The sequence below is a fragment of the Clostridium brassicae genome (genome assembly GCF_026738875.1).
Taxonomy (GTDB): Bacteria; Bacillota; Clostridia; order Clostridiales; family Clostridiaceae; genus Clostridium_H; species Clostridium_H brassicae.
The window spans coordinates 99,190-125,525 of sequence record NZ_JAPQFJ010000005.1; the positions used below are offsets into that span (position 1 = coordinate 99,190).

A 26,336-nucleotide genomic window follows, 5' to 3' on the forward strand; every position below is an offset into this window, starting at 1 on the left:
TGTTTTACCAATATATCGCAAAATGAAATATATCTTTTTCACTACCTAAGAACATACAATTAACAACTTCACATGGATGATATTGTTCAAATGATTAAAGAATACTGATTTAAATACATCCTATGTTAGTTCCTAACTTGATTATCTCCTCTAATTTGTCTCTGTACTGTTCTAATTTGAATACATCCTATGTTAGTTCCTAACTTAACAACAAAAGATATAGCTTCAATAATTCCTTTATTTAAATACATCCTATGTTAGTTCCTAACCCTTTTTAACTGTTAATGGTAATTGAATATGTTCTATTTAAATACATCCTATGTTAGTTCCTAACAAAAAGGCAAGTGAAGGTGAAATGAAACTTCAAATATTTAAATACATCCTATGTTAGTTCCTAACGTTTGTTTATTTTAGGTGATTAATTTGCTTATCTAGATTTAAATACATCCTATGTTAGTTCCTAACCACTGTATTTAAGCCATTTCTTAAATTGGATGTATCTCTACACGCCTTACTATAATTAGTATCTGTGTAAAGTTTCCCAGTTAAACTGAGGCTTATCGAGAGTTGCTATGTTACATATGTAAACTTATTAGTACTACTCGATTTAAGGACGCTAAGTCTCCCTTTATGGCTGGTAAAATTTATACCATTTTTAAAATTGCTCTTTAATTATTTCATCAATATTTGGTATAGCTATATTTTTACTAGCATTAACATCAGCATTTTCTTCATGTCCGCATACAACACATTTAAACTTTGATTGATTGTTTTTACAATCTCTATTTTCTTCATTTATACATCCACACTTACTACATCTTTTAGAAGTATATTTAGGATTTATATATATTACATCTATACCTACTTCTTTTGCTTTATATTCAATCTTGTTTTGTAAATCATAATAACTCCAATCTTTTAAAAATTTTTCATGTGTTAATTGTGTTGCTCCACTTAAATTTTCCATTTGTATTATTCCGCAATTATTTTTAATTGCAAAATCAACTATATATCTACTATATTTATGATTAAAAGTATCAGCAAAATCACCAACTTTTTTACGAATTTTTTCTAGTGGTTTCATTCTATTATTATAACCATGCCCTTGCCTTCCATTTCCTACACATTTACTCGCTATACCTAATTCTTTATTTCTTTTATCAATTGTATTCCTATATTTGTTAATCAGCAATCCACTTATGCTTCCGATATTAAATTTATTTAATTGTCTTTGATGTAAATTTTCATTATATTTTTGAATTTCATCATTTATCTGTTTGTTGGTCATTCCTATGTTAAAAAGTTTTTGTCTAAATCTAATTAACTCTTGTCCGCTTAATAAATTATGTTTGTAATTTATATAATCCCAATTTTCTTTATTGTTATCCCATATAGACATAGTTGCTACATTAACTATTCCTAAATCAATCCCTAATATTCTATTTTTGTCTAATGCTTTTGTTTCAGCTTCAAAGCTATAAGAAATGGTTAACTCGATTTTATCTTTATTAGATATTTTTATTTGTGCAGAACCTTGTTTATACTCACCGTTAATTATTTTGTTTATTGTAGTTTTTTTATTTCCATCTAGTTTGTCTATTTGAAATTTTAACCTTGTACCGTTTTTTAAATTATATTTTTTATAACCACTTTTACTAAAAAATGATAACTCTACAAAATACCCATATTTATTTGATAAAATATAATTGTTATTATAAATATAAAAAGGTGTATCTTTTTTATATTGTGGTATTCTACATTCATAATTTAATATTTTTTCTTTATCTCTTTTCCAATTATTTTGTACTAATTGTTGGTCTAAAGAACCAACATTACTTGTATTATAATTCTGCATTATCAACTTTGTGGTGGCTTGTATTACATTTTCATAATTTTTTCCATATATTTCTTTATCTTTTTTTACTATTTGTTTTTCAATATTCATTAACATTTTTCTTTCTATGTGTTTTTTAGCAGTTTTTTTGACTTTATTAAGATAATTTTGGTTTTGTAATTTAGTTTTATCTTTAATTTTTTTTAATCTCTTATTGTATTCTTTTTCTATTTCTATATTAATTATTTCATTATCTATATTGTTTAATTCACTTTGTGCCTCCCATCTATTATTAAAATAATATTCTTTCCACATATCGCTTGATTTATTACATGCATGACATGACTTTAAATTAGCTTCCTTTATAATTTCTTTTGCAGTCTTCATATTTAGATGTAGATAAGGTTTATTTGTATCTTTTATATTTTTTTTATCTATTTCAAAACATTTATTTAAAGTTATTTTTATACATTTATTCATAGACTTACCTCATATTTCAATAAACTTAATTATTTCATATTTAGTAATGCTCTAATATAATAAAAAAATACATAGAAAAATAAGGTATCTTAATTACAAGTATAAGAGCATTTGTAACTAAAATACCTAACCCCTATCATATTTACTTTTTAGAATATTTATTTTTAACAAACGCATAATTATAAATTTGAATATCACTATCTATAAATCCCCTTCGCCTTGCCCCTATTAGAGTTTCATACATATTGCATCTCCCAACAATATTGTCAGTATGTATATATATTTTACTTATTTTTAATCCGTTTTCACAGATATATTTCACTAAATCATAGCCTGTTGGCAGTAAATTCCCTTCATCATCTTCCCCTAAATCATGGTCTAAGGATAGTATTTCAATATCAAAATTTTTAAGATAATATATAGCTTCTTCTATTGTCCTAACAATCTTAAAACCTTCTGGACAATCCCTTAAATCATCGACGTAGAGATTAATTTTCATCTTCTTCTGAATCCCATTTAATACTTATCGCTTTCCTATCCTCTCCAAAGTCCAGTATTTTTGTTGTAAATCCTAATTTTTCAAGTTCTTGGATAACATTTTCTATCATATCACATTCAGATTTATCACAAAAATAGCTTATTGAATAATTTCCTTTTTCAGCCATTATTTCTACCGTTTGTAGTATTTTTTTTAGTGTTTTATCTGTTTCTTTTTTAATATCTATTAGTTGTTCATTCTTTTCATCAGCTAATTTTCTCATTTCTTTTGCTGTTTTATATTCAAATTCTTCTTTAATACTCATCACTTATTCTCCTAACTTCTTTTTTAATATAATTTTAACATTTAATATTTAAAAAACATAATAGAAAAGTTTCCCATTAAAATAAACGTCTTAAAACGTGAAATAATAAGTTTAGCCATTTTTAAACTAAAGTTCCTGTTGATACTCCTAATTCTTTTGCAATTTGTTCTTGTGTCAAAGGTGCATTTTGCACTCTTGAACCTCCATGTGTTATTCCACATAACTTTACATATTCACTATAAACTTTACCTTGCTTAACTGGATTATTTTCAACTAAGGATTGTAATTTTGGTATAAGTTCATTTAGTTTTTTATAATTTTGTAATTGCCTTTGGTCTATTCCTATTTGATTGGCTAAATCTTCTTGAGATTTTTGCTCAGCGAAATTATTTCCATCAGCTACTTTATTATACTGATTTATTCCCCTGTTTCCACCTGCACTACTAATCCTAATCCCATCTAACAAAGTGACATAAAGTCACACAGTCAACTATATTTTAACCTATTCCGCTATCCCTCAAAGTGATAGCGAATTTAATCCTAAGTTTAACTTAGTACACCTTAATCTTATCCCTTTATTATCCTATTATCCTATTTTAGGACTTTATCTCGGCACTATATTTGGGTTGACTTCATAGTTGTTCTTGATTTTTAACTACCGAATAATTCAGTAGTTTTTCAAGTCTACACCTCTTTGCATTTTCCATTAGATGATGTATAATAATATTGGAGTTTAGGAAGAGTTTTATTAAACCCTTCCTAATATAGATTGTTTATTAATGTTGGCGTTTCCTGTGGATTAGGAAACGTTTTTTATTTTTAAGTTACCATTTAAGGAATTTTAAATTTATATAATATATAATTAAGTTTTAATTCTTAGTTGTATTTATTCCTATAGCAGCATTGTCTTATCTTATATTTAATAATTGTTCTGTTCTAATGCGACACTAATTTTAATTGCAACTTCAAGCTTACTAATTACTGTAAAATATCTGTGGATAACTTCCGTATGTAATAAAAAATAGTATTATACACTATACATATAATTGTTTTATATCGTCTATAATACTATTTGAACCATTACATTTGAAACGCCGAGGTAAAAATGGATATGACAAATAAGCTTATCTGTTTATATTTTTTCAAAAATTTGATATAATATAAATAAGCTTAATTAAATGATGAGTATTTAATTGTTTTGCACTTATCGAAACGCCCATTTCGGTAGGTGCTTTTACTTTATTTCGATGCCGTTGAGTTTAACCCCATCGCTCAAAGCAACTCTGGGTTATATTCCATTTCTCCCAACAACATCTTTTCTAAGTTATTATAATTATAGTTTCTTTGTTGATAATTATTAAAATCGGTACGTTGCATGTTGGTGTAACTATTCTTATAGTTATTTTTATAGTTGCTTTTATTTTTTCCACCATGACTACAATTCTGTGTATCAGCTTTCTTAATATTATCTTTATTACCTTTTACAGTTTGTTTTAAGTGGTCTACAGCGTTGTTAATTTTCTTTTGGACTAATATATATAAATTACTAATTGAGCCTCTCCTACGCTTGATTATGAGTTTTAAAGACACCAATTCTTTTATGTATCTGTTAATCGTTCTTTCGCATCTTCCCAAAGCACAAGCGAGATATTTAATACTTGGAAAACAAGTAGTCTTATCTCCATGTGCCATAGACAATAATAAATTATAACACCTATAAGCACCATCAGATATTTTTAAATTTGTAATTAAATTATTATCTATAATAGTATAGTTTGTCATTTTTATTTCCCCCTCTAAACTATACCAAAGTGAGTTATATCAATACATTTCAGTAATTTGGATATTGTACTATAATTTTAGTATATTATGCCCTCCACAAGCTGCTACCTCTACTGCTCTTTTACAACTTTCTTGTCCAATAACATCCTCAAAATCTATTGCATATTCTTTTATATTATTTTTTTCTGTTGGTTCATAAGGCATCAAGTCTCTATATTTTATAAAATTAATAACTTCATTTATATTATTCAATGGATATATATTGGCTTTCTTTATAGCTGCACATTCTTCAGCATTTTCCATGGGCACAACAAAATTATTTACCCCTTGATTTATTCCTTCAATTACAATAGGGAGAGCTCCTTTTATTCTTTTCAATTCGCCAAATAAAGATAATTCTCCCATAAAGATAAAATCTTCAGTATCACCTGCATATACTTGATTAGTTGCAATTAAAATACCTAAAGCTATAGGTAAATCAAATAAAGAACCTTCTTTTTTTAAGTCAGCTGGTGCAAGATTAACTGTTATTCTTTTTGCCGGAAATTCAAATCCAGAATTAGTTATTGCTGATCTTACTCTTTCCTTAGATTCTCTTACAGACATATCTCCTAATCCTACAATATTAAACATAGGAAGTCCTGATGAAATATCTATTTCTACACTAACAATAGTTCCATTAATACCTGTAAATGTAGCTGAATATATTTTTACTGCCATATTAATCACCTCATGGGAAATTATTACCAAATGAAGAATTTATATAATGCTTTTTTAAATTTTATAATATTTTTTTATTTTAATATTTAAATTAATGTATTTTTGTTTCTATTTTTAATTTCCTTTATAATCTTTTAGGACTTATTGTGAAAATATTTATTAACCTTATCTTAATCAGATATTTATTATTTTAAGTCTAAAAAATGCATACATGTCACTAACTTATTTGGCATGTATGCATCCATGTTGAAAAATATCTTATTTTACTTGTTTATCTTTAGTTTATCGTTGTTTAATACTGCTTGGCTATAAGCTATAGCTTTTTCTTGTCTCGTCTTATAAAACTATTATACTCATTAAGTAATATGTCTAATTTTTGACTTAGTTTTACAAGTTCAGGATCAACAAGTGCAGACTTTTCGCTTACAAGCTGATGCATTAAACTTCTAACTTCTTCTATTTTTTTTAGTAGCAGTTCTTCTTTTGACATAATATCCCCCCTTTCTTTTTCAACTATATAAAATAGGAAGGATATCATACAGACAATTTAAAATAAAAAACACTTAAAACACATTTAAATTTGCTTTAAGCGCTCTTTAAAAATTATTTTTATTTTTAGTATATTTATTTAGAATCTACACATACTACTTTCATAGAGAGGTGATTAGCAATGGATATAGATTTTAAAAACAATTATTTAAGGTTAGTCCGAAAATAATTTTAAAGTCTCCATATACTCACTAATCTTGTTGCCAGGAAGTAATATTACTTCCTGGTTTTATTTTCTATACTTATTTATATTTTTCTTCACTAATCATATTAAGTATTTATTCTATTGTTTTTATATACGCATAAAAAATTCACCTTATATTAAACTATTTGTTTTAATATTTATAAAAGTTTCCTCTATTTCCTCTAAACACTTATTGAATTCTCTATATAATCTTTATATAATTATCTTGAAAAAAGTTATTTTAACAAATTCTAAATGCAAATAATTCAAGTTAATAATCTGAAATATTTGTAAAGCTCTTATTTTGAACCTACATCATTTATAAGGGAGTTCGATATTTAAATGCGGATTAGTCTTATAAGACCAACTATGAGTGGCAAAGGCAACAATACATTTGTGAGAACACCCACCTATCGAGAGATAGGTGTCAAAATTAGAGTAGCGGTATTTTGGATTTATAAATATTAAGAGCATGGCATGCATATTATTAGGAGAGGTAATTTATCCTCTCTTTTTTATTTATCTTATATACACTCCCAATATTCAATATGGTACAACCTATCAAAGAATATAGTATAATCACAAAACACCCTATAGAATAGACTTTCTTTAATTTTCTACTCTATAGGGTATTTATATATATCGATATTAAAACATTGGCATATTATCTAAATTATCATTTTCACTACTATTAGGATTACTTCTTAAAAATTCTCTTCCATTTTTACTTTTGCCTACATTTACTCCTTCAATAGCGTGGCTTTTAGCCATAACTATAGCATCCTCAATAGAATGTACTTCTCCGTTTTCTAACATTACATCTGTGATATCTCCATCATTATTCTTTTTAACTTTTATTATTTTATGATCACTATTCATAATTAATCCCTCCTTATTATTACTATTAGTATTTAATTTATTTTTTTAAATATTCATGTTTTTAACATTATACATACTTTATGTATGTCTCTTATTTTATGAAGAGACTAGTATAGCTATCTGGATAAACTAATAATAATTTTTAATACACTTACCTCTCCAATAATTACTTAAAACATAACATTTATTTTAAGCTATAATCATATATGTTTGCTTTGAAATATTGATAAATTTTTATTTCCTTATAAGTATTATTTTATATAAAAAATTAGTGATATTTCAGAGTGAACTAGATGTCTGATTAAATTCAAAATTTTAGTATGGCAGTTTACATTTAAATTTTACTTTACATAATTAAAACTATGTCATCCTTATTTGCCTATGGCCTTAACTACTGTTGCTATAACTTTGCCCGCATCACCTACTCTATTTTTGCATAATTTTTCCCACTTACAGAATTTATATTTTTATATACTAAAAAGCAGTAGTTTTCCTACTGCTTTTACTATTGTAGTGCTATTATTTCTTTACAATATCCTATAGGAGGCAAGCTCTTCGTAACTGCTCCACCATAATACACTGATATCTACTCATCTTCCTTTAAATCTTTAAAAGATATTTTTTTGTTTTTTACATCTATTCTTTTTGTATTTTGGTCAATGTTAAGTTTTATTTTTTCATATCCAAATTGCGTAGCTTTTTCCCTTCTATATATAATATAAATCCCTTGTTTATTACTATCTACATTTCTTATATTTTTAATTTTGAAAGAGTTTTACAATACTATTTCTTCTAACACTTCATAAACTAATTGATTATTTACTCTCTTACTTTCCATAAGAGCTATTGAGTATATAGGCACTTTAATTGGATCAATAATAATTTCTTTTGTTAAGTCTCTTCTAATTACTTGCCTCCCAAGGGTAATATGTGGTTTATATTTTCTATTATCAATACTAAATCTATTTTTAACTAATAATTTTCTTAATTGTTCCTGAAACTTGACAAGTTCCTTATTTTTTTCAATTCCACACCAAATAGTTTCTATTTTTTCCCTTTTAAAAGAACCAATATTAGAAACAACAAGTTGTTTAGGTGGCCTCTTTAATTCTTGTAAAATTATAATTTTTAAAATAAAATTTTCTATAAAAATTGTTCTTCATTATATACTATCATATATCATTTAAACTATATTTCCTCTAGTTTTACAATTACTATTTAATCATGTTTATTTTACCCCATATATACAATCAATATTTCTTTCATCTTTAGATGAATGGTATTATCTATTTACACTCATTTATAAGTTCTCTTAATCTCATTTTTTCAAATCATTAATAAATTTTTTAGTCAAATGTTCTTTAAACCTATACATCAACTAATAAGTTTACATTTAAATTTTAATTTACATAATTATAATTATGTATTCTTTTCTATTTTAATTTAACTTTTCTTCATTATATAATTTTTTCTATTAATCTAATATTTTCTCTGTGTCCCCATCTATCTACCAACATACTTTTATTAAAATTACGTAATATATAAGTACAATCTAAAAAAGGAGGTAATTTATATATGGCATACAGAAAATTAGTTCCTGAAGCAAAACAAGGCTTAAATAAATTTAAAGCTGAGGTTGCTAAAGAATTAAACGTTCCTTTAAGTGATTACAATGGAGACCTTACATCTAAACAAAATGGTTCTGTTGGTGGCGAAATGGTTAAAAGAATGGTAGAAAATTACGAAAAAAATTTATAATCAAATTTAGATAATATAAAATAGAAATTTACTAAAATTAAAGATTTATATCAAAATAAAAGTCGCACTTTAAAATGCGACTTTTGTTTTGATATAGATTTCATTGCTTATAAAATATAATTAAATATTGAACTATGTTTATAAATAATAAATTTTATCTCCTAAAATTTTTGCTTCTTCCATATCATGAGTTACCATTATAACGGTTCTTTTATCTTCTTGCCAAATTTTCAAAAATTCTGCTATTATATATTGCTTAAGCTTAACATCAAGCCCTTTAAATGGTTCATCCATAAGCAACAACTCACTTTTATATGAAAAAGCTCTTGCAACAGCAACTCTTCTTTTCATCCCTCCACTAAGCTCATGTGGTAATTTGTCCTTATGATCATTTAACTTTACTATATCTAGATATTTATGTATAATATTATCCATTTCTTTTTTGTTCTTATATGATTTTAAAGTAAAAGCTATATTTTCATAAACTGTAAGCCATGGTATAAGCCGATCTTCCTGAAAAATATAAGATATACTATTATTATTTACAACTACTTTTCCAAAATCTACTTTCTCAATTCCACTTATGATGTTTAACAAAGTTGTTTTGCCACAGCCAGATGGTCCTAATATAACTGAGATCTTATTTTTTACAAAACCTATATTCAAATTTTTAAAAACATCCTGCCCCTGAAAACTCTTACATACATTTATTAATTCTATTTCGTAATCATAATTCATAGTACTTTTCTCCCTATAAGAACATTTATCTTTTGGGTTTTTAGTTTATTATATTTCAGTTACCTTTCAGTTTTATTTTTTATATAATATTTAAATATAGTTTCAAAAATAAAACTTAATAGTACAACTATAATAGTCCATGCAAAAAGCTCTTCTGTTTCTAAGATAGATTTTGCATTTAAAAGATTTAATCCTATAGAATATCTCGGAGTACTTAAAACTTCTGATGCAACACATATCTTCCATCCAATACCCAAACACATTAGTATACCTGATATAACATAAGGTTTTATAGATGGTAAATAAATATCTTTCAATATATAACTTCTTTTAACTTTATATATATGTGCCATCTCAATTAAATCTGAATTTACATTCTTTATACCTTGAAGCACATTAGTATAAATTATTGGAAAACACATAAGCACATTAGTTAGTATTGCAACATTAGAAGAATTTACCCAAACTAAAACTATTATTATAACAGAAATAACCGGTGTGGATTTAATTGTTACTATTAGAGGATTCATTAATTCTTCCATAAAATTATTGATTCCTGAAATTATTCCTAAAATTATACCTATTACTATAGATAATATAATCCCTACTATTACTCTAAAAATACTTTTGCCTACACTTTGCCAAAAATAAATTTTTCCCATAAGTACAAGTAAGGCCTTAAATACTCCAAATGGTGATGGAAATAAAATTGTATTATTAATAAAAAGGGAGCATAGCTCCCAAATTAATAACCAAAATAATAATATAAAAATTCTTTTAAATAGCTTAGATATTTTTTTAGTTTGTTTTGCTGCTCTTGTAGTAGAAATTTTCATCTGGAATCTTTCCTCCAATGGATTTTGGATCGCTTTCTTTTAAAACATTATAAAACTTTTCTAAAGAATCCTTTCCATCTTCTGCGCTAATAAATACTATATTACATTTAGGAATAGCTTTTTCTGCTATTGCTGCTTTTGGTAGTATACCATTCTTTTCTATAATCTTTCCCGCTTCTTCTTTATTACTATTTACAAAATCCACAGATTTTTTATATTTATCTAAAAATTCATCTACATCTTTTCCTCTTTTATCAATAAAATCTTTTCTATATACTAATGTTCCCATAACTAATTTACTCTTTGCATCTGAAACCTTATCCCATTCTTTTGTTAAATCTAGCTGTACCTTTAAATCCTTATCTTTCATTTTTGTTGTTGTTACAAAAGGCTCCGGTAATACTGCTATGTTAACTTTTTTTGACGCAACAGCAGTAGCTAAATCATTATGTTGCATTTTATATTCTATTTTAACATCTTTACCAGGTTCTAATCCATTCTTTTTTAATATATAATTAAAAATAAATTCCGGTGCCGATCCTTTTCCACTAGCATAAACAGTTTTACCCTTCAGATCCTTTATTGATTTTATAGTATCTCCATTTTCTACAATATGTAATATGCCTAAAGTATTTATACCTACTAATTTAACTCCACCTTTTGTCTTGTTATATAAAACGGATGCTAAATTAGATGGTACAGCTGCTGCATCAATTTCTCCATTTACGATTTTAGAAACTATTTGATCAGGTGAATCAAAAATAGTAATATCATAGTCTTCCTTATTTTCTTCCATAAGCTTGACCATCCCCATACCTGTAGGACCTTTTAATACAGCTATTTTGATTTTTTCTTTTTTCCCTTTATCATTAGTTTGTCTTGTACTACTTGTCCCCTCTTTATTGCTAGGTTTATTTGAGCAACCTACTGCAAATAACATAGAAAATACTAGTATAATTGCCATCAATACTGTTCCTGTTCTTTTTTTCATAGTTATTACCTCCTATATTTATATAAATTGATTTTTGACTTTGGTGAAGTTTGCTTGGCTGATAACTTCCTCACTTTACTTTATCTGATTATAAAAACTCACATATCACATATATAATTTCAAATAGCTCAAGTATTTACTCCCCTATAGATTATTTTACCACTTACCATTAGTTTTTTTAATAATATATATAAAATTCATTAAATCTACAAAACAAAATAGCACTCATACCTTAATATTGAATGCTATTCATCATACCTAACATGTCTATACAAAATTTCATATTTTCAAACTGAATTAACTATTTTTTAATATCAATTATAGAATATATACTAATATTTTAATTCTTGTTTTTCTTTTACTTTTAAATATTTATATTAATTAGTTAAGAAATTAAATAATTGAGGAAATTGTATAATTAAAAATTTCAAGTGAACAATAAAACTTACATGCATCTTAATCTGTTTATATTATATATTTAATCTCCTTGTTTTTAAATTTATTATCCAGTTCCTCTTTAAAAAAATCTTTTATTTCTTGTAGTTGCTCTTTTGTATATACGTATTTTCCATACCCAAATTGTCCATACTTAAATTTTCTTTCTTCATCATTCATTGGTAATTTAGTTTCAGGAAATATATTAAGTATAGTATTTTTAGCCTTAGTTGTATATCTATGAGATATTACTTCAAATCCAATAGGCATAATAAGATTTTTAGGCAATGCTTTGTACAACATATCTATGAGATTTTTATATTCTTCTTTCCAATTTTCATATATAAATACAGGAGCTATTATAAATCCTATTGGATAGCCATTCTCTGCAAGCTTTGCTGCAGCTTCTATTCGCTTTTGTACTGATGATGTAAAATGCTCATATTCCTTTATTACAGTGTCAGTGTTTAAACTAAATCTAATTTCTGTGTGCCCATTATGGCTAGCATTTAATAGACTATCTACATCGTTATATTTTGTAACAAACCTAAATCTTGCAAATTCTTGATCTCCAAAATATTCTATGCATTTTTTTAGCACATTAGTATATGGTTCCACCGGAATAGGATCTGAAGTCGCTGCACCTTCAAATATAGTTACCTCTGGACTTCTTTCTTGTATATATTTTTCAGCTTGATTCAATATTTCATCAACATTTACATGAATCCTTACAAATGGTTTATCTCCTAATTGAGTATTTAAATAACAATATTCACATTGTCCCATACATCCGCTAACTAAGGGCAACTGATAATGTGCTGATGGTTTGCAAGTTTGAAATTTCAAGCTCTTTTTTACTCCAACAACCAAAGTTTTTTTACCTGCTCTATACTTCTCATATATATTCTCTCCAGGTATAGATGCACCAACTCTGTTTGATGATATCTTTATAATCTCAACAGTGGAATCATCTTTAAATTTATTGTACATTTTATTTCCAAGCTCATAATCTAAAGCTCCTTTTTCGAATATGATTAATCTAGGGATAAACATAACATACCTACCTTCTAATAAAAATATATTTTTGCATGGCCTTATAAATACTAAATAAAATTACACTAGATTGTTTATGATTTTTTAAAATAAAACCTAACATAAATATATTTTTAACTATAAGTTAGTTTATTATTAGTTTAACTTTTTACCATCGCCATATATCCTTTTAGCTACTTTAAACCGCACCTTAAACTATTAAATTTGTTATATTAATTATTTTTAAAACTATATCAAATCAATAGATTTTATTAAGACGTGACCTTTTTCTTGAAAACTCTTAATCTATATGCATTCATAGCTGTTTTGCCTAACTTCTCCATTAATTGATAATTTGCATAAGCTCCAACTAAAGCACCTATCCATGGAACTAACTGCAGCATTTTTGCTAAATCTATGTAATCCCTGTATTCCTGTTGAAAGCTTCTCCAATCAAAAAAACTAGAATCTTTAGGTAAATTTTTAGAATAATCATTCCATTTTTTAAGTATTTCATATATTTCAATCCTTTTTTCATCACTTGAAAAAGCCAATAAAAAAACATGTAAAATATATAATCTTTCTTTATAGTCCTTTACATTAAATCCATATAAACTAGCTGTATCAAATAAAAATTTAATTTTTATACTTAATAAAACAGGGAAATCTGCAAGTCCTATTATAATTCCACCAGCCCCTGTTCCAGCACCACTTAATGTAGCCGTTTTTCTGTAAAAATTCAACTTTTTCATTACCAAAATTTCTCTTTCCTCTAAAGATGCATTAATCATGGGTGATTTTGTAGTAAATTTTGATCCAACTAATACAGCTTTGATCATGTTTTTGATTGCCTCAGTAATTACCACATGAACCTTATCAGGAATAAAACTATTTGCTTTTGTTTGCAATCCCTTACTTATTCGATTTGCAAAAGATGGTTTCTTTAGCATATTTTTTTCCCAATTTTTCAGATCATATAATGCTTTTTTCTCATAAGAATTCATATTTATCCCTCACAAAACTAAAGTTTAATTTTTACCCTTACCTCTACTTTAATATATATTTACTTTATAAACGCATCTCCCAATTATAATATTCATTAAATTCATTAGAAAATCCTAAAGTTAGTCTTATACAAAAATTCATTTCATTTTAAGCATAATGGTAATAGTAAATTTATTTTGTTCTTCATTTATATCAACTACCCCATTATATTTTTTAGCAGCATTTTTTATATTAGAGATTCCTATACCATGATTATACTTATCTATTTTTGTGCTAATAATTTTATTTTTATCATATTGGATCTTATCTGTAGTAGTATTATAAACTTCGATTATTAAATATATGTTTCTAATATATGACTTTATAGATATTAACTTGTGGATATTACTATCTGTAATTCTCAAACAAGCTTCAAGTGCATTATCTAATACATTGCTTAAAATGACACATAAATCTATTGATTCTACTGAAATTTCTTTAGGTATCATAAAATCACATATAAACTCTATTTTATTAGCTTTTGCTATATTGTATTTTTCATTTATAACTGAATCTGATATAGCATTACCTGTTTTTATTTCAAAGTCAAGTTTGCTTACGGTTTGACCAATATTATAAAGATATTTTTTTATTTCCTCAACATTATTAGTATTAGCTAAACTTCTTAAACAAGAAAGATGATTGTTCATATCATGTTTTATCCCCCTTATACCATCATAAAGTCCTTCAATATTTTTACTATATTTAAGCTGCAATTTAAACTGTTGCTCCATAAGCATATTCTTTTCACCTTCAAGCATTTTTTTAAATGTGTAGGCTATAATTAATATTGATATTAATAAGGTAGCACTTATAATAGGTATTAAATAATAAATCCTGGGGAAAACATAATGGAAATAGTATTTTTTATCATCAATTCTAATTACTTGGATAGTATAAAAAATAAATGATAAACCATAAATTGCCATACAAGGAATAAGCAAATATAAGCTCTGATACATATTTACTGATTTTTCTTTTAAATTTAAAAAGTCGCAAATCTTTTTTAAAAATATAAATAATATTCCAAAACGTATAAGATCATTAACCATGTTACTTATAAAGCCAATAATCATATGTCCATTAAAAGACATATTGATCTTATGTATAATAGGTATAATATCAAAATCTAAAGTTAGAAAAGTTAAATTAATAAGTAGTAATATTACATTTTCAACAATGACAGCATAAAGCTTAATTATAAAATTCCCCTTACATAAAAAACATATAATTATTAATAAAATTACATCATATATAATTATTCTTAATGGTTTATATCCTATTATAGTAATATAAAAATCAATAACTATTAATAATAATGCACATAAACTAAACTTCCAAGGCTTGCTCTTAAATCCTAAAAATCTTTTATAAAAATAGTATCTAATTATATACAAAAAAGGTTGTGTTAAACATACTGATATCCATTGGATAATTTTAAACACTTGTTCTTTTTCCATATTTATTGTTCCTCATCTTTTAAATAATACATAAATTTCTTTGAAAAATCAGCTAACTTATATTTCGAAACATATATTTTTTCTGAGTTTGTTAAAGTTATAAATGTATTATCATAACTGGAGACATACTTCAAATTTACAATATAGCTTTTATGGCATCTAAAAAAATTATATTCATAAAGTTCTTGCTCAATATCAGATATCTTATAGTAATATTCAATAACATCATAGATAGTATGTACTCTTATTTTTCTTCTCGCCGCTTCTATATACATTATATCCTTAATGAAAACCTTAGTTGATTTACTAATTGTTTTAGCAATAATAAATTTCTCCTTCTTTTCAAACTGTGCTGAAGCTGAATATAAAATTTCTTTAAGTTTTTCTTCGTCAATAGGCTTTAAAATATAATGAAAAGCCCTTACATCAAATGCATCGAACACATATTCTTTAAGTCCTGTTATAAATATAATAACTGCTCTTTCATTTACCAATCTGATTTTTTTTGCCACTTCTATACCTGTTAGTTTATCCATTTTTATGTCTAAAAAATATATATCAAACTTCCATGTAGATACCATTAATTGTTCACCATTACTGAATTCAGTTATTTTATGCTCCTCATTATTTAAATTTAAAGCTTTGTCTATCATATGTGCTATTTCTTGTCTTTGATTGTTTTCATCATCACAAACAGCTATTTTAAGCATAGAATCACCCCACAAATAATTATAACATGTATTAAGCCTGTGGATAAGCATTCCACAGGCCTTAAAAGTACTCTATTAAAATTTTCTAAGCTGTAATATTTATTTTTTCATTATTGTGATTAGAGTCGTCTTTCATATTATCTTTATATTGCTTAATATTTTGTGCTATTTTCTGTTGTTGTATCAATAATTTATCTGGATTTTGTGTATTTATGCTACTACTAACTTCATTGCTTTGTTTATTTTCATCAGTATTATTGTCACTTTGTATACTGCTATTTTTATTTACATCATTTAAGTTATTAGATATATTTTGAGAAATTTTTTCAATATTATCATTTACTTTAGAAAGACGTTTCTTTTTTCTAACAGGGTCAATTCCCCTTTGCTCATCTGTCTTTATTTCATTTTCTAAAACTCTTGCTTCTCCTGACATTATAGTTCTTTGAGATGATAGTTCCTTAGCTTGTGATAGATTACTTGAAAGATCTAAAATATTTTCCATGGATTTGTCTACTTTCACACCATTAACTGAATCATTCTTTGACTTCTGTTTAGATTCTTTGTTTTTATTATCCTTATCTTCAACACCCATTGGCTTACGTTGCTCTTGTAATTTAATTTCATTTAACTGTTTATCAATTTCTTCAATTTGTTTATCAATGTTTTTCATCTTTTCTTGTATGGACTTTGAGTCCTCACCGTTTTTTAAACTTCTTTCTTTAATGGCATTTTTACTCTCCATCAAATTTTCTTTCTGCTTCATTAGGTTCTCCAATATATTGTTTTGTTTCGACTTTCCTATTGAAGATTTAACCATACCGTTTTTGTTGATACTACCATCTTTTTTAATCTTTTTATTGTTATTAACAGCATTCTTAGACGCATTGTTGTTAGAATTATAACTTATTCTTCCGAATCCTATATGCTGTCGTGGCGAAAAAGATATATTCATATATAACCCTCCTTTATCACAATTTTGTAATGATTGTATATTTTGTTACACCACTTATATCGTAAACTATTATATTTACTTAATTAGTTTGTAACAAAAGGTAGGCAAAATGTACCCAATAGACTTCACTTATATTTTTGATAAACTTAAGAACTAATTTAAATTTGTACTTAATATATAAACATGTTTATATATATTTAATAACTCTATGTCTAACTTGTAGCTAAAAAAATAATAGTGAAACTAGTTCCTTCATCTAGTTTACTTTTCACCTCAATCATTCCTTCATGTCCTTCTACTATAGACTTTGAAAGAGATAATCCAATTCCAACAGATTCCGTTTTTTTGCGTGTTTTTCCTTTGTAAAACCGCTTAAAAATATGTGGTATTTCATTTTTATTAATTCCTTCTCCATTATCCTTAACAATTATCCTAATACAAACAGGAGTTCTTTCTATAGAAACTTCCACATTTCCACCTTCTTTTGTATGTTCTAAAGCATTTTTAATCAAATTTATAATTCCTTCGCTAAGCCAATTAGCATCATGTTTCATCATAATTTGGTTTTCTTTTGGACAAAAAATAAGATTGATTTTTTCACTTTCAGCCTTTGCCATAAGCGCCATAACAGCTTCTTCTACTGTATTATTTATATCACAATTTACCTTTTCAAATTTTATTACTCCTGCATCTAATTTTGCAAGCTGAAGTAAGCTTTTTATAAGCCACTGAATTCTATTTAATTGTTTTCTACTATTTTCCAAAAATTCTTTTCTTTTATCTTCATTTATTTTTCTATTTAAAAGTATATCATTATATATTATAAGAGATGATATTGGAGTCTTAAGTTGATGTGAAATATCAGACAATATATCTGTCAAAAATTCCTTTTCATTTTGAACTTCTAAAAAATTATTCTTCATAATTGATCTCATGCTGTTAAAAGAATGTCCAAGTTTCGCAAATAACCCTTCTGCATTTTCATAAATACCTACATCAAATTTACAATCAATTATATTTTGTGCTGCTAGTATAAGACTCTCAACCTTTTTATAAATATTTACATATTCAACTGAAGTTATTATCAATACAACACTAAAAAATAACGCAAATAAAATTAATATGTATTTTAATGCCATTTTATAGCTATTATCTACTTGTGGTATAAAATCTATTTTTATATTTTCACTAAATCCATATTCTTTTAATAAATTCTTACCCTCTTGTATATTTTCTTGATTGGCTCCTTTTGTTATTATTGGGATTATTTCTTCAGTTAATTCAGGATGTTTTTTACTTATTTCTCCTAGTATTGCCATATTGCTTTTTGCATAATTAATCTTTATTTTATCATAGCTTGTATTCATTATAAAAAAAACCATTATTAAAGTTATAAAAGCTACACTTAATATACTAAATGAACTCCGTTTTAGTTCTGGATTGGTAAAATAATTATTCATAGCTTCCTACCCCTTCTCAACTTCTAAATCCCACTGATACCCTAACCCTCTCTTTGTTTTTATATAAACAGGTTTTGAAGAATCTTCCTCTATTTTTTCTCTAATCCTTTTTACATATACCGAGAGAGTATTGGTATCAAAATAATTTCCTGCACCTTCTATTAATTTATCTAATATTTCTTCTCTACTCATTAACTTTTTAGGATTTGTCATAAATATTAAGAGTAGTTTATATTCTTGTGTAGATAGAAGTATGTCTTGTCCATTTTTTTTAACCTCTGCTCTTTCTGTATCTAAAATAATATCTCTAGATTTTAATATTTTTTCATTATAACTTTCTGTATTAAACCTTCTTAAATTAGCTTTAATTCTTGAAATAAGTTCCCTTACCCTAAAAGGCTTTGTTATATAATCATCACCACCAATATCTAATCCTAAAATAATATTTACTTCATCATCACAGGCAGTTAAAAATATTATAGGGACTTCACTTTTCCTTCTTATGTATTTGCATACATCATATCCACTTCCATCTGGAAGCATTACATCCAATATAGCTATATCAAATTTTTCTTTATCAAAAGTTTTTAAAGCTTCCTCTACATATTCACATCTAGTAACATCATATCCTTCATCTACAAGTGTAAACTCAATTCCTAAAGCTAGTCCTTCATCATCTTCTAAAAGCAATATTTTACTCAAACTTTCTGCCTCCTATATAAAAATCTCAAACTACAAAGTTATACTAAGCTAAGATAATCCCTTAAAATATATTTTACACAGTTTTTAACACATGTCTACTTTAACAAACTCATATATTATATCTTTCTAATGACCGAATTATTTAAACTAATAAACAAGCAAAAGCAGACTTAACTTAGTAACAAAGCTAAGCTTAAGAGGGTAAAAATTTTCTCTTAAGCTTAGAATGTTTATTTATATTCCTTATAACTTTATTTTAACTTACGCATCTGCTCTTATTAAATCAATAGTGTTTTCTTTTTTTATTTGATTTAATGGTTTAATTACTGCAATTAACCCTACAATTACTGCAGCTACTACCGAAATTCCTATAACTTCCCAAGGTACTCCCCATTTAAACCTTTTTATATGCCCAAAAGAAACGCTAATCATATATGAGAAACCAGTTCCAACAATTGCTCCATAGAAACAACCATATAATGCATAAAGAATTCCCTCAGTTAAAATCATAGATCTTATATTTTTATAAGTCATTCCTAAGGCACTTAAAGAAGCTATTTCTTTTTTCCTCAAAATCAAGTTAGTTGTTATAGTATTTATGATGTTTACTCCTCCAATTAAAGATATTACAGCTACAAAACCATACATTAATACTTTCATTTGAAGTATACTATTTTTCATCTGCTGGAGTTGTTTTACCATATTAATAACTTTAACTCCTTTAATATCCCCTATAGGTTGAATCCATTTTTCAAACTCTGCTTCCTTATTTTGATCCTTTAGTACGATTTCAGCAGATTTTAAAGGCATATCATCTACATTTTTGCCAGATATGTTTTTAATAACTTCCTTTGTCGTTATTAGTTTTAAATCTTTAAGTTTAAAATTTTCGGAATATGGTGGATCATCTACTATAGCAACTATCTTAATCTTTACCATATCTTTATCTACATTTTTTACTGTCTCATTCTTATTGTTACTTTTATTATAATTTTCATCCTGTATTGATTTTTGATACTCAATATTTTTATTCACATACAAACTATCCCCAACTTTTAAGGTAGTAATGGGTCCTTCATAATATTTTCCATTTACCTTTAATAAATTATTTCTTACCAATATAACTCCATTTTCTTTATTCATTTTTTCTGCATTTATTTTTCCTTGTTTAACATATGCTGTACTTCCTTTTAATTTTGCTTCTTCATAAATATCAAAACTCATATCTAAAGAAGTCATATCTTTACCTTCAAAATTTATTTTCTTGTACAAATTAGGCATCATACTTGATACTTCTTTATCTTTTTGATTATCTAAGATTAATGCTTTCGAGGCGTAATTTCCATAACTTACAAATATATTTTTTACTAAATCATTCTTTTTAACATCATCTATCATATCTTTTGTTAAAGAATTGTTACCTTTTTTATTTATGGTATCCATAATTACAAAATGTGTTTTATAACTTTCTGAATCTTGGTCTGTAAACATTTGACTTATATTTACAAAGGAATAGAAAGCTATAAATATAGTAACACTTATACTTATTGAAAATACAGTAATATTAAATCTTCTCTTATTTCTTTTTATATTCTTAAATGCCATTAAACTATTTATTCCTAAAAATTTCTTTGCTATTCTTCCTCTATTTTTCTTTATTTTTTCTTTTGTTATAGATGCCCTACTACTAATAGCAGTTAAAGGAGATATTTTTCCTGCAAACCTTGCGGGAATTAATGCTGAAATATATATCGAGACCAATCCAATTATAGCACTAATTACTAAAACATAATATGGTACTACAATATCCATTTCTCCAAAAACAGACCCAGACATCATTTTGAATAATTTGCATACTACAGCTACTGCAAATATCCCGCAAATTAACCCAATAGGTATTCCTATTAAACTTATTATAGTTGCTTCTCGCAAAACTATTTTTCTAACTTGCTTTGGCGTTGCTCCTACTGCTCTTAAAAGTCCATATTGTTTCATTCTTTCAATAACACTTATCTGAAAAGAATTATATATAACAGCTATTGTTGCTATAACAGCTATTATTATAACTATTGCCGCAACTAAATATAAGCCAGTATTAACTCCTCTATTTTCTCCTTCTCCCAAATAAGTTAATAAATTTGAATTAGTAGTAATATTTTTAAAAGATCCCTTTAATTCAGCAACTGTATCTGATATATCTGCTTTTTCTGATATTCTTACATATATAGTAGATTTAATTATATCAAATTTATCACTATAAGTTATTCCTAAAGATTTTCCTTCAAACTGAGTAACAGCATCATTGGCAATTAATCCTGTTATTTTATAGTCTTTTATTACCCCATTACCAATATCTAATTTTATAACATTTCCCACTTTAGGTTTATCTTTAATATAATTTAATGCCCAAGGTTCTAATGCTATTTCTTCATCTTTATTTGGAAATCTTCCTTCTATAGTTTTATAGGGTAAAAGTTCTAAAGCATCTTTATTGAATTTCTTAATATCTATTTCCTTTGAGTCTCTAAGCTTTACGCTTTCTAAATTCTCCTTAAGTCCTACCTTATCAACCTTAGGATTATTCTTTAATTTTTTATAAGCATCTTCATCATTTTTAGACATTTGTAGATGAAAACTTCCTTTTTCTCTAATCTCACTCTGAACAAAAGAATTCTGCATACTCTTTATGAATAATCCTATAGATGTAACTAATGCCACAGAAAGTATTATTCCACAAATTGTAAGTATGCTTCTTTTCTTATTGTTTTTTAAGTATTTATTTGTTATGTCCTTATAGCTTCTCACAACACTTTCCCCCTAAACTAGCTTATTTTCTCCTTAGATTTCATTTTCTCATCACATTTTATTTCCCCATCACTTATAGTTATTACCCTATCTGCTTGCTCTGCTATATTTAAATCATGAGTTATAACTATTAAAGTTTGATTGTACTTTCTAGAAGAAAGTTTTAGAAGTTCTATCACTTCTTTACTATTTTTACTATCTAAATTTCCAGTAGGTTCATCTGCAAGAATTATGGAAGGTTTATTTATTAAAGCTCTTCCAATAGATACTCTCTGCTGTTGGCCTCCAGATAACTCTGAAGGAAGGTGATTTTTCCTATTTTTAAGTCCAAGCATTTCTATTACTTCTTCTAAATATTCCGTATCTGCCTTTTCTTTATCTAATAATGCAGGAAGAGAGATATTTTCCTCAACGTCTAGTACTGGTATCAAATTAAAAAACTGAAATACAAATCCAACATTTCTTCTTCTAAAAATAGCTAACTTTTCTTCATTTAATTGATATACATCTTCTCCATCTAAGTAAATTTTTCCTGAAGTTGGCCTATCTAATCCTCCTAGCATATGAAGAAGTGTACTTTTACCTGACCCTGATGCTCCAACTATAGCAACAAATTCTCCTCTCTCTACAGAGAATGATACATTCTTAAGAGCCTCTACTCTATTGTTATCTTCACCATAAAATTTTGATAGTTTTTCAACTTTTAATATTTCCATATATGTACCTCCAGTCAATCTAATTAAAATTTTCTTATTAATATCTACAACTTAAACTTAATATTTTAAATACTCATTTATCCCTCTTGAGTAGCTTTCTATGTTTTCTCTCTATAGGTTTATTATATTTTCTTAACTTGTTTATAACAATAACAGCTCTCTTACATTTGGAAGTTTAAATCTTACAATTCAGTAAGATTAATATATAAAAACATAAATATACTTATCAGAATAAACTGCCTAATTACTAGCTTTATAAGTATTTTAATAAATTTTATTATAGAAAAAACAAGATAAAAATAAAAGACTAAGGATTAACCCTAATCTTTTTTACTACAAAAAAAAAGCCCTATTAAAAGAGCTCATTTCTTTTTTAACTTTTCATCAATAAACTTATTATACTGATTTAATGCTGCATTTAATATCTTGCTGGCTGTTACTACTTCCTGGTCAACCAAGTTCCCCTGTTTTTTATTTATTAGGTCATTTAATTGTCCCCTTAATATATCTATATCTTTTAATAAATCCTCTAACTCAGACATATTAACACCTCCATAGTTAGTATTAACTACGAAAGTGTTTTTAATCATTCTTATGTATAATTTCACTTAACAAACTTTAGTAACATTAATATCCACTAGATGCTAATCTTTTCATAATATTCTTTAATCCTCTTCTTATGTTCATTGAATGCCATTTTTATTATTTTAGCTATTTCTTAAATACCTATATCAAAATGCACAATACCATACATCCTAAAGTTTCCACTTAGTAAACAAATTAAAAAGTAACTGATCCTAAGAAAGAGATTATTATTCCTCCTAGGGTTTAAAATACAATAATATAAAACCCCTTCACGTTCGGTACAAGTTAACATTAAATAAAAAGCCCTGAGATTTCTCTCAGGGTTGATATTAAAACTCTCTTTTTATATTCAATTATCTAATATTTTTCCCATTATAACAGTATTATAATAGTTTCCATCTTTATGAATACGATCATTTATTAATAGTCCTTCTTCTACAAATCCATATTTTTTATATAATTGAATTGCCTTTGCATTTGTTTGTACCACAGTTAATGAGATTTTCTTAATTCCCGCAGTACTTGCACACAGCAGTATATTTTCTATCATTACCTTACCAATTCCATGTCCCCAGTATCCTTTCAATATGCATATTCCAAACTCAGCTTTATGTCTAAACCTACTTAACTTACTTCCTTCGCAACGAGCAAATCCAACAATTTTACCATCTATTTCTGCAACTAAAAATACATTTTTTACTGCTACTGAATCTTCATAAATAAGTTTTTCAAAGTCTTCTGGTGTTAACAACCCTTCGCCAGATTCCCTGTCAAGATTTTCTGTTTCTCCATCAATTTCAATTCTTAATTTAGATAATTCAGTTGCGTCATTTTTTGTTGGACAACGAAGTATCCATGTTAAACTATTCCTCTCTACTCTTTTGCTTTCAATAATCATACACTTCCTCCAAGAACTATCCTAAAATATTATATTTAAAAAAATCTCATCTTCTGATTTAAATACTGTTATTTCTTTCTTAAATCCATAATTGCAGTATAGTCTTATATCCACTCATTGGGTGTAAACTTAATTCCACCTTGATAATCTATAATAATCAACTTGAAAATCAATCTTGAACCCGCATTTCCTATATAAATTGAAAGCTGTTGGATTTTCAGAATCAACATCAAGCACTACTTTATCACATTCTTTTAATCCTTCATTCAGTGCAAATCCCATCATTTGTTTTCCAAATCCTTTTCCTCGATATTGTGTTGCAATTCCCACACCATAAAGAAAAATATCTCCTTCCTCATAATTGAAATCAAAAACACCCACTGGAATTCCTTCTTTATAAGCTATATATCCTCTTCTATTTTCAGAAGAAATTACAGTATCGATAAAATTGCTCCTTTCCTCTAAGTCAGGAAAAGCATCTCGTGTAATCTCTGCAAATATTTCTTTGTTCCCATCATTCACATCACAAAAACGTAACTGCCCATACTCTGACAAATTCTCAGAACCATTATGAGACATCCTATATTCTGATCGTTCTAACTTGGCATCTGGAAAAGTTTTTAAAACTCCAATACCACCCGTGCTTTTCGGTTCTACGACTAATAAAATCTTATTTACTCCCGATAATAACAAGGTTTCTTTGGCAGCTTGAAATAGTTTTTTGAAGTATCCTTTTTCTCTATGTTGTGGATGTGTAACCGCTAATATTTCCGCTTCATAAGAGGTTGGCATAAAGGTAGTTAAAAAAGCAATTATCTTATCATTTTCATATCCCATATAAAAACACGGCATTATCTTATCAAAATTAATTTCATTTGATAAAAAAGCATGATTTTCTAAATTATCTTCACAAAAAGCAATTGTTTCTAAATTAAAAATTTCAGCCATCTGATTTTCTGTTAGCCTATTTGTCTTTTCTATTCTCATATAAACTTAACCTCACAACATATAATAGTTATTTATTTCACACTATAATACAAATTTATCTTGATACATTATATTATCTTATAAACTACTTTCTTTTAGATTATATATATCGATTTATTTTATAATATTTCCAAAATTTATACAAGCTTTGCAAAAATAATAAAAACCCCTAAGAATTTCTCCCGGAGTTGATATTAAAACTCTCTTTACTTTAATAATTGTTTATAGTGACTTTTCTATAAAAATTTAGAATCTGCTTCATTATAATATTTGATTGCCTCTTTCAAATGGTCATACTTAAAATCTGGCCAATAATCCTCTGTAAACCATAAACTTGCCTTTGCAGATTGCCATAACAAAAAATTACTTATCCTCATTTCTCCACTTGTTCTAATAATTAAGTCAACATCTGGCACTCCAGCAGTAAACATATAATTGCTAATTAACTCCTCGTTTATTTCATCAATATTAAGATTTCCAATACCTATACTATTCATTATGTTTTTTGTAGCATTTATTATTTCTGAACGACTTCCATAATTTAATGCAATATTCAATACCATACCAGAATTATTTTCTGTTAAGTTTTCTGTTTTCTTAATTTCGTCTATTAATTCCAAAGAAAGATTCTCTGTAATACCTATATGTTTTACTTTAATATTTTCTCCAGCTTCATTACGTAATTTTATAAAAAATTCTATAAAAAGCTTCATTAAGAAGGTTACCTCTTTATCAGAACGGCTCCAGTTTTCAGTAGAAAAAACATAGAAAGTCAGTGTTTTAACTCCTAATTCATAACAATTTTTAGTAATATCCTCAATTGGTTTTGTACCAGCTTTATGACCAAAAGCTCTAGGAAATCCTTTCTTTTTAGCCCATCTGCCATTTCCATCACAAATTATAGCAATATGCTTTGGTATCTTAATTTGATTATTGTCTAATAAATCCTTAATTGGACTATTCATTTTTTTATGACTCCTTTTCTTTAATAGT

The 26,336-nt window shown here is 26.5% G+C and carries 26 protein-coding genes, 1 other RNA gene and 1 CRISPR repeat array; of the genes, 2 read left to right on the plus strand and 25 right to left on the minus strand.

The genetic code is table 11. The features are described from left to right. Positions 1-106: 106 nt before the first annotated feature. A CRISPR array of direct repeats spans positions 107-465; the repeat unit is 31 nt; unit sequence TATTTAAATACATCCTATGTTAGTTCCTAAC. 190 nt (positions 466-655) lie between these two features. The 7 genes from OW729_RS06750 to OW729_RS06780 form a co-directional block, all read right to left on the minus strand. Beyond that, positions 656-2,314 (minus strand): RNA-guided endonuclease InsQ/TnpB family protein, encoded by a 1,659-nt coding sequence (locus OW729_RS06750; RefSeq protein WP_268060716.1) that lies wholly within the window; start codon positions 2,312-2,314, stop codon positions 656-658. Positions 2,315-2,456: 142 nt separating this feature from the next. Then, on the minus strand, positions 2,457-2,813 hold the full coding sequence (locus tag OW729_RS06755) for a cyclic-phosphate processing receiver domain-containing protein (protein ID WP_268060717.1): 357 nt from the start codon (positions 2,811-2,813) through the stop codon (positions 2,457-2,459). Next, positions 2,803-3,117 (minus strand): hypothetical protein, encoded by a 315-nt coding sequence (locus OW729_RS06760; protein ID WP_268060718.1) that lies wholly within the window; start codon positions 3,115-3,117, stop codon positions 2,803-2,805. The genes OW729_RS06755 and OW729_RS06760 overlap by 11 nt, the downstream gene beginning before the upstream one ends. A 121-nt stretch (positions 3,118-3,238) precedes the next feature. Beyond that, positions 3,239-3,583: a hypothetical protein gene (locus OW729_RS06765; protein WP_268060719.1), complete on the minus strand. Its 345-nt coding sequence runs from the start codon at positions 3,581-3,583 to the stop codon at positions 3,239-3,241. 806 nt (positions 3,584-4,389) lie between these two features. Next, positions 4,390-4,899 carry a helix-turn-helix domain-containing protein gene (locus OW729_RS06770; protein WP_268060720.1) on the minus strand — a complete coding sequence of 170 codons (510 nt, stop codon included), beginning with the start codon at positions 4,897-4,899 and terminating at the stop codon, positions 4,390-4,392. A 69-nt stretch (positions 4,900-4,968) separates the two neighbouring features. After that, on the minus strand, positions 4,969-5,619 hold the full coding sequence (locus OW729_RS06775) for a magnesium chelatase domain-containing protein (RefSeq protein WP_326498361.1): 651 nt from the start codon (positions 5,617-5,619) through the stop codon (positions 4,969-4,971). A 313-nt stretch (positions 5,620-5,932) separates the two neighbouring features. Continuing rightward, positions 5,933-6,109 carry an aspartyl-phosphate phosphatase Spo0E family protein gene (locus OW729_RS06780; protein ID WP_268060721.1) on the minus strand — a complete coding sequence of 59 codons (177 nt, stop codon included), beginning with the start codon at positions 6,107-6,109 and terminating at the stop codon, positions 5,933-5,935. A gap of 516 nt (positions 6,110-6,625) precedes the next feature. Here OW729_RS06780 and ssrS point away from each other — a divergent pair. After that, positions 6,626-6,812: non-coding RNA, 6S RNA (gene ssrS / locus OW729_RS06785), on the plus strand. Between the two features lie 188 nt (positions 6,813-7,000). Here the strand turns inward: ssrS and OW729_RS06790 are convergent. Both OW729_RS06790 and thpR read right to left on the minus strand, forming a co-directional pair. Continuing rightward, positions 7,001-7,231, minus strand: coding sequence for a DUF3892 domain-containing protein (locus OW729_RS06790; RefSeq protein ID WP_268060722.1), 231 nt, complete (start codon positions 7,229-7,231; stop codon positions 7,001-7,003). Between the two features lie 775 nt (positions 7,232-8,006). Next, a complete protein-coding gene (gene thpR / locus OW729_RS19465) occupies positions 8,007-8,384 on the minus strand; it encodes an RNA 2',3'-cyclic phosphodiesterase (RefSeq protein WP_407647648.1) in 378 nt (125 codons plus the stop codon). A gap of 422 nt (positions 8,385-8,806) precedes the next feature. On the opposite strand from thpR, the gene OW729_RS06795 reads away from it, so the two are divergent. Beyond that, a complete protein-coding gene (locus tag OW729_RS06795; protein WP_268060723.1) occupies positions 8,807-8,989 on the plus strand; it encodes an alpha/beta-type small acid-soluble spore protein in 183 nt (60 codons plus the stop codon). A gap of 138 nt (positions 8,990-9,127) precedes the next feature. Here the strand turns inward: OW729_RS06795 and OW729_RS06800 are convergent, their stop codons facing one another. The 16 genes from OW729_RS06800 to uppS all read right to left on the minus strand — a co-directional run bounded on the left by OW729_RS06800 (position 9,128) and on the right by uppS (position 26,308). Continuing rightward, entirely contained in the window at positions 9,128-9,727 is a 600-nt protein-coding gene (locus OW729_RS06800; protein WP_268060724.1) for an ABC transporter ATP-binding protein, read from the minus strand. A 59-nt stretch (positions 9,728-9,786) separates the two neighbouring features. Continuing rightward, positions 9,787-10,563, minus strand: coding sequence for an ABC transporter permease (locus OW729_RS06805; RefSeq protein ID WP_268060725.1), 777 nt, complete (start codon positions 10,561-10,563; stop codon positions 9,787-9,789). Continuing rightward, on the minus strand, positions 10,526-11,554 hold the full coding sequence (locus tag OW729_RS06810) for an ABC transporter substrate-binding protein (RefSeq protein ID WP_268060726.1): 1,029 nt from the start codon (positions 11,552-11,554) through the stop codon (positions 10,526-10,528). Before OW729_RS06810 ends, OW729_RS06805 begins: the two co-directional genes overlap by 38 nt. A gap of 465 nt (positions 11,555-12,019) precedes the next feature. Then, the gene (splB, locus tag OW729_RS06815; RefSeq protein ID WP_268060727.1) at positions 12,020-13,042 is read right to left on the minus strand and encodes a spore photoproduct lyase; all 1,023 of its coding nucleotides are present in this window, start codon (positions 13,040-13,042) and stop codon (positions 12,020-12,022) included. 251 nt (positions 13,043-13,293) lie between these two features. Next, positions 13,294-14,025 carry an EcsC family protein gene (locus OW729_RS06820; RefSeq protein ID WP_268060728.1) on the minus strand — a complete coding sequence of 244 codons (732 nt, stop codon included), beginning with the start codon at positions 14,023-14,025 and terminating at the stop codon, positions 13,294-13,296. A 138-nt stretch (positions 14,026-14,163) separates the two neighbouring features. Next, the gene (locus OW729_RS06825; RefSeq protein WP_268060729.1) at positions 14,164-15,525 is read right to left on the minus strand and encodes a sensor histidine kinase; all 1,362 of its coding nucleotides are present in this window, start codon (positions 15,523-15,525) and stop codon (positions 14,164-14,166) included. Positions 15,526-15,527: 2 nt separating this feature from the next. Continuing rightward, entirely contained in the window at positions 15,528-16,235 is a 708-nt protein-coding gene (locus OW729_RS06830) for a LytR/AlgR family response regulator transcription factor (protein ID WP_268060730.1), read from the minus strand. Between the two features lie 85 nt (positions 16,236-16,320). Beyond that, complete coding sequence (locus tag OW729_RS06835) at positions 16,321-17,190, minus strand: hypothetical protein (RefSeq protein WP_268060731.1); 870 nt, start codon at positions 17,188-17,190, stop codon at positions 16,321-16,323. Between the two features lie 212 nt (positions 17,191-17,402). Next, entirely contained in the window at positions 17,403-18,650 is a 1,248-nt protein-coding gene (locus OW729_RS06840) for a sensor histidine kinase (protein ID WP_268060732.1), read from the minus strand. Positions 18,651-18,656: 6 nt separating this feature from the next. After that, a complete protein-coding gene (locus OW729_RS06845) occupies positions 18,657-19,352 on the minus strand; it encodes a response regulator transcription factor (protein WP_268060733.1) in 696 nt (231 codons plus the stop codon). 261 nt (positions 19,353-19,613) lie between these two features. Further along, positions 19,614-22,157 (minus strand): ABC transporter permease, encoded by a 2,544-nt coding sequence (locus OW729_RS06850; protein WP_268060734.1) that lies wholly within the window; start codon positions 22,155-22,157, stop codon positions 19,614-19,616. A 17-nt stretch (positions 22,158-22,174) separates the two neighbouring features. Further along, entirely contained in the window at positions 22,175-22,873 is a 699-nt protein-coding gene (locus OW729_RS06855) for an ABC transporter ATP-binding protein (RefSeq protein WP_268060735.1), read from the minus strand. Positions 22,874-23,235: 362 nt separating this feature from the next. Continuing rightward, a complete protein-coding gene (locus OW729_RS06860) occupies positions 23,236-23,415 on the minus strand; it encodes an aspartyl-phosphate phosphatase Spo0E family protein (RefSeq protein WP_268060736.1) in 180 nt (59 codons plus the stop codon). A gap of 392 nt (positions 23,416-23,807) precedes the next feature. Next, entirely contained in the window at positions 23,808-24,356 is a 549-nt protein-coding gene (locus OW729_RS06865) for a GNAT family N-acetyltransferase (protein ID WP_268060737.1), read from the minus strand. Between the two features lie 129 nt (positions 24,357-24,485). After that, positions 24,486-25,343, minus strand: a complete 858-nt coding sequence (locus tag OW729_RS06870) for a GNAT family N-acetyltransferase (RefSeq protein ID WP_268060738.1) — start codon at positions 25,341-25,343, stop codon at positions 24,486-24,488. 236 nt (positions 25,344-25,579) lie between these two features. Then, the gene (uppS, locus tag OW729_RS06875; RefSeq protein ID WP_268060739.1) at positions 25,580-26,308 is read right to left on the minus strand and encodes a polyprenyl diphosphate synthase; all 729 of its coding nucleotides are present in this window, start codon (positions 26,306-26,308) and stop codon (positions 25,580-25,582) included. Between the last annotated feature and the right edge of the window lie 28 nt (positions 26,309-26,336).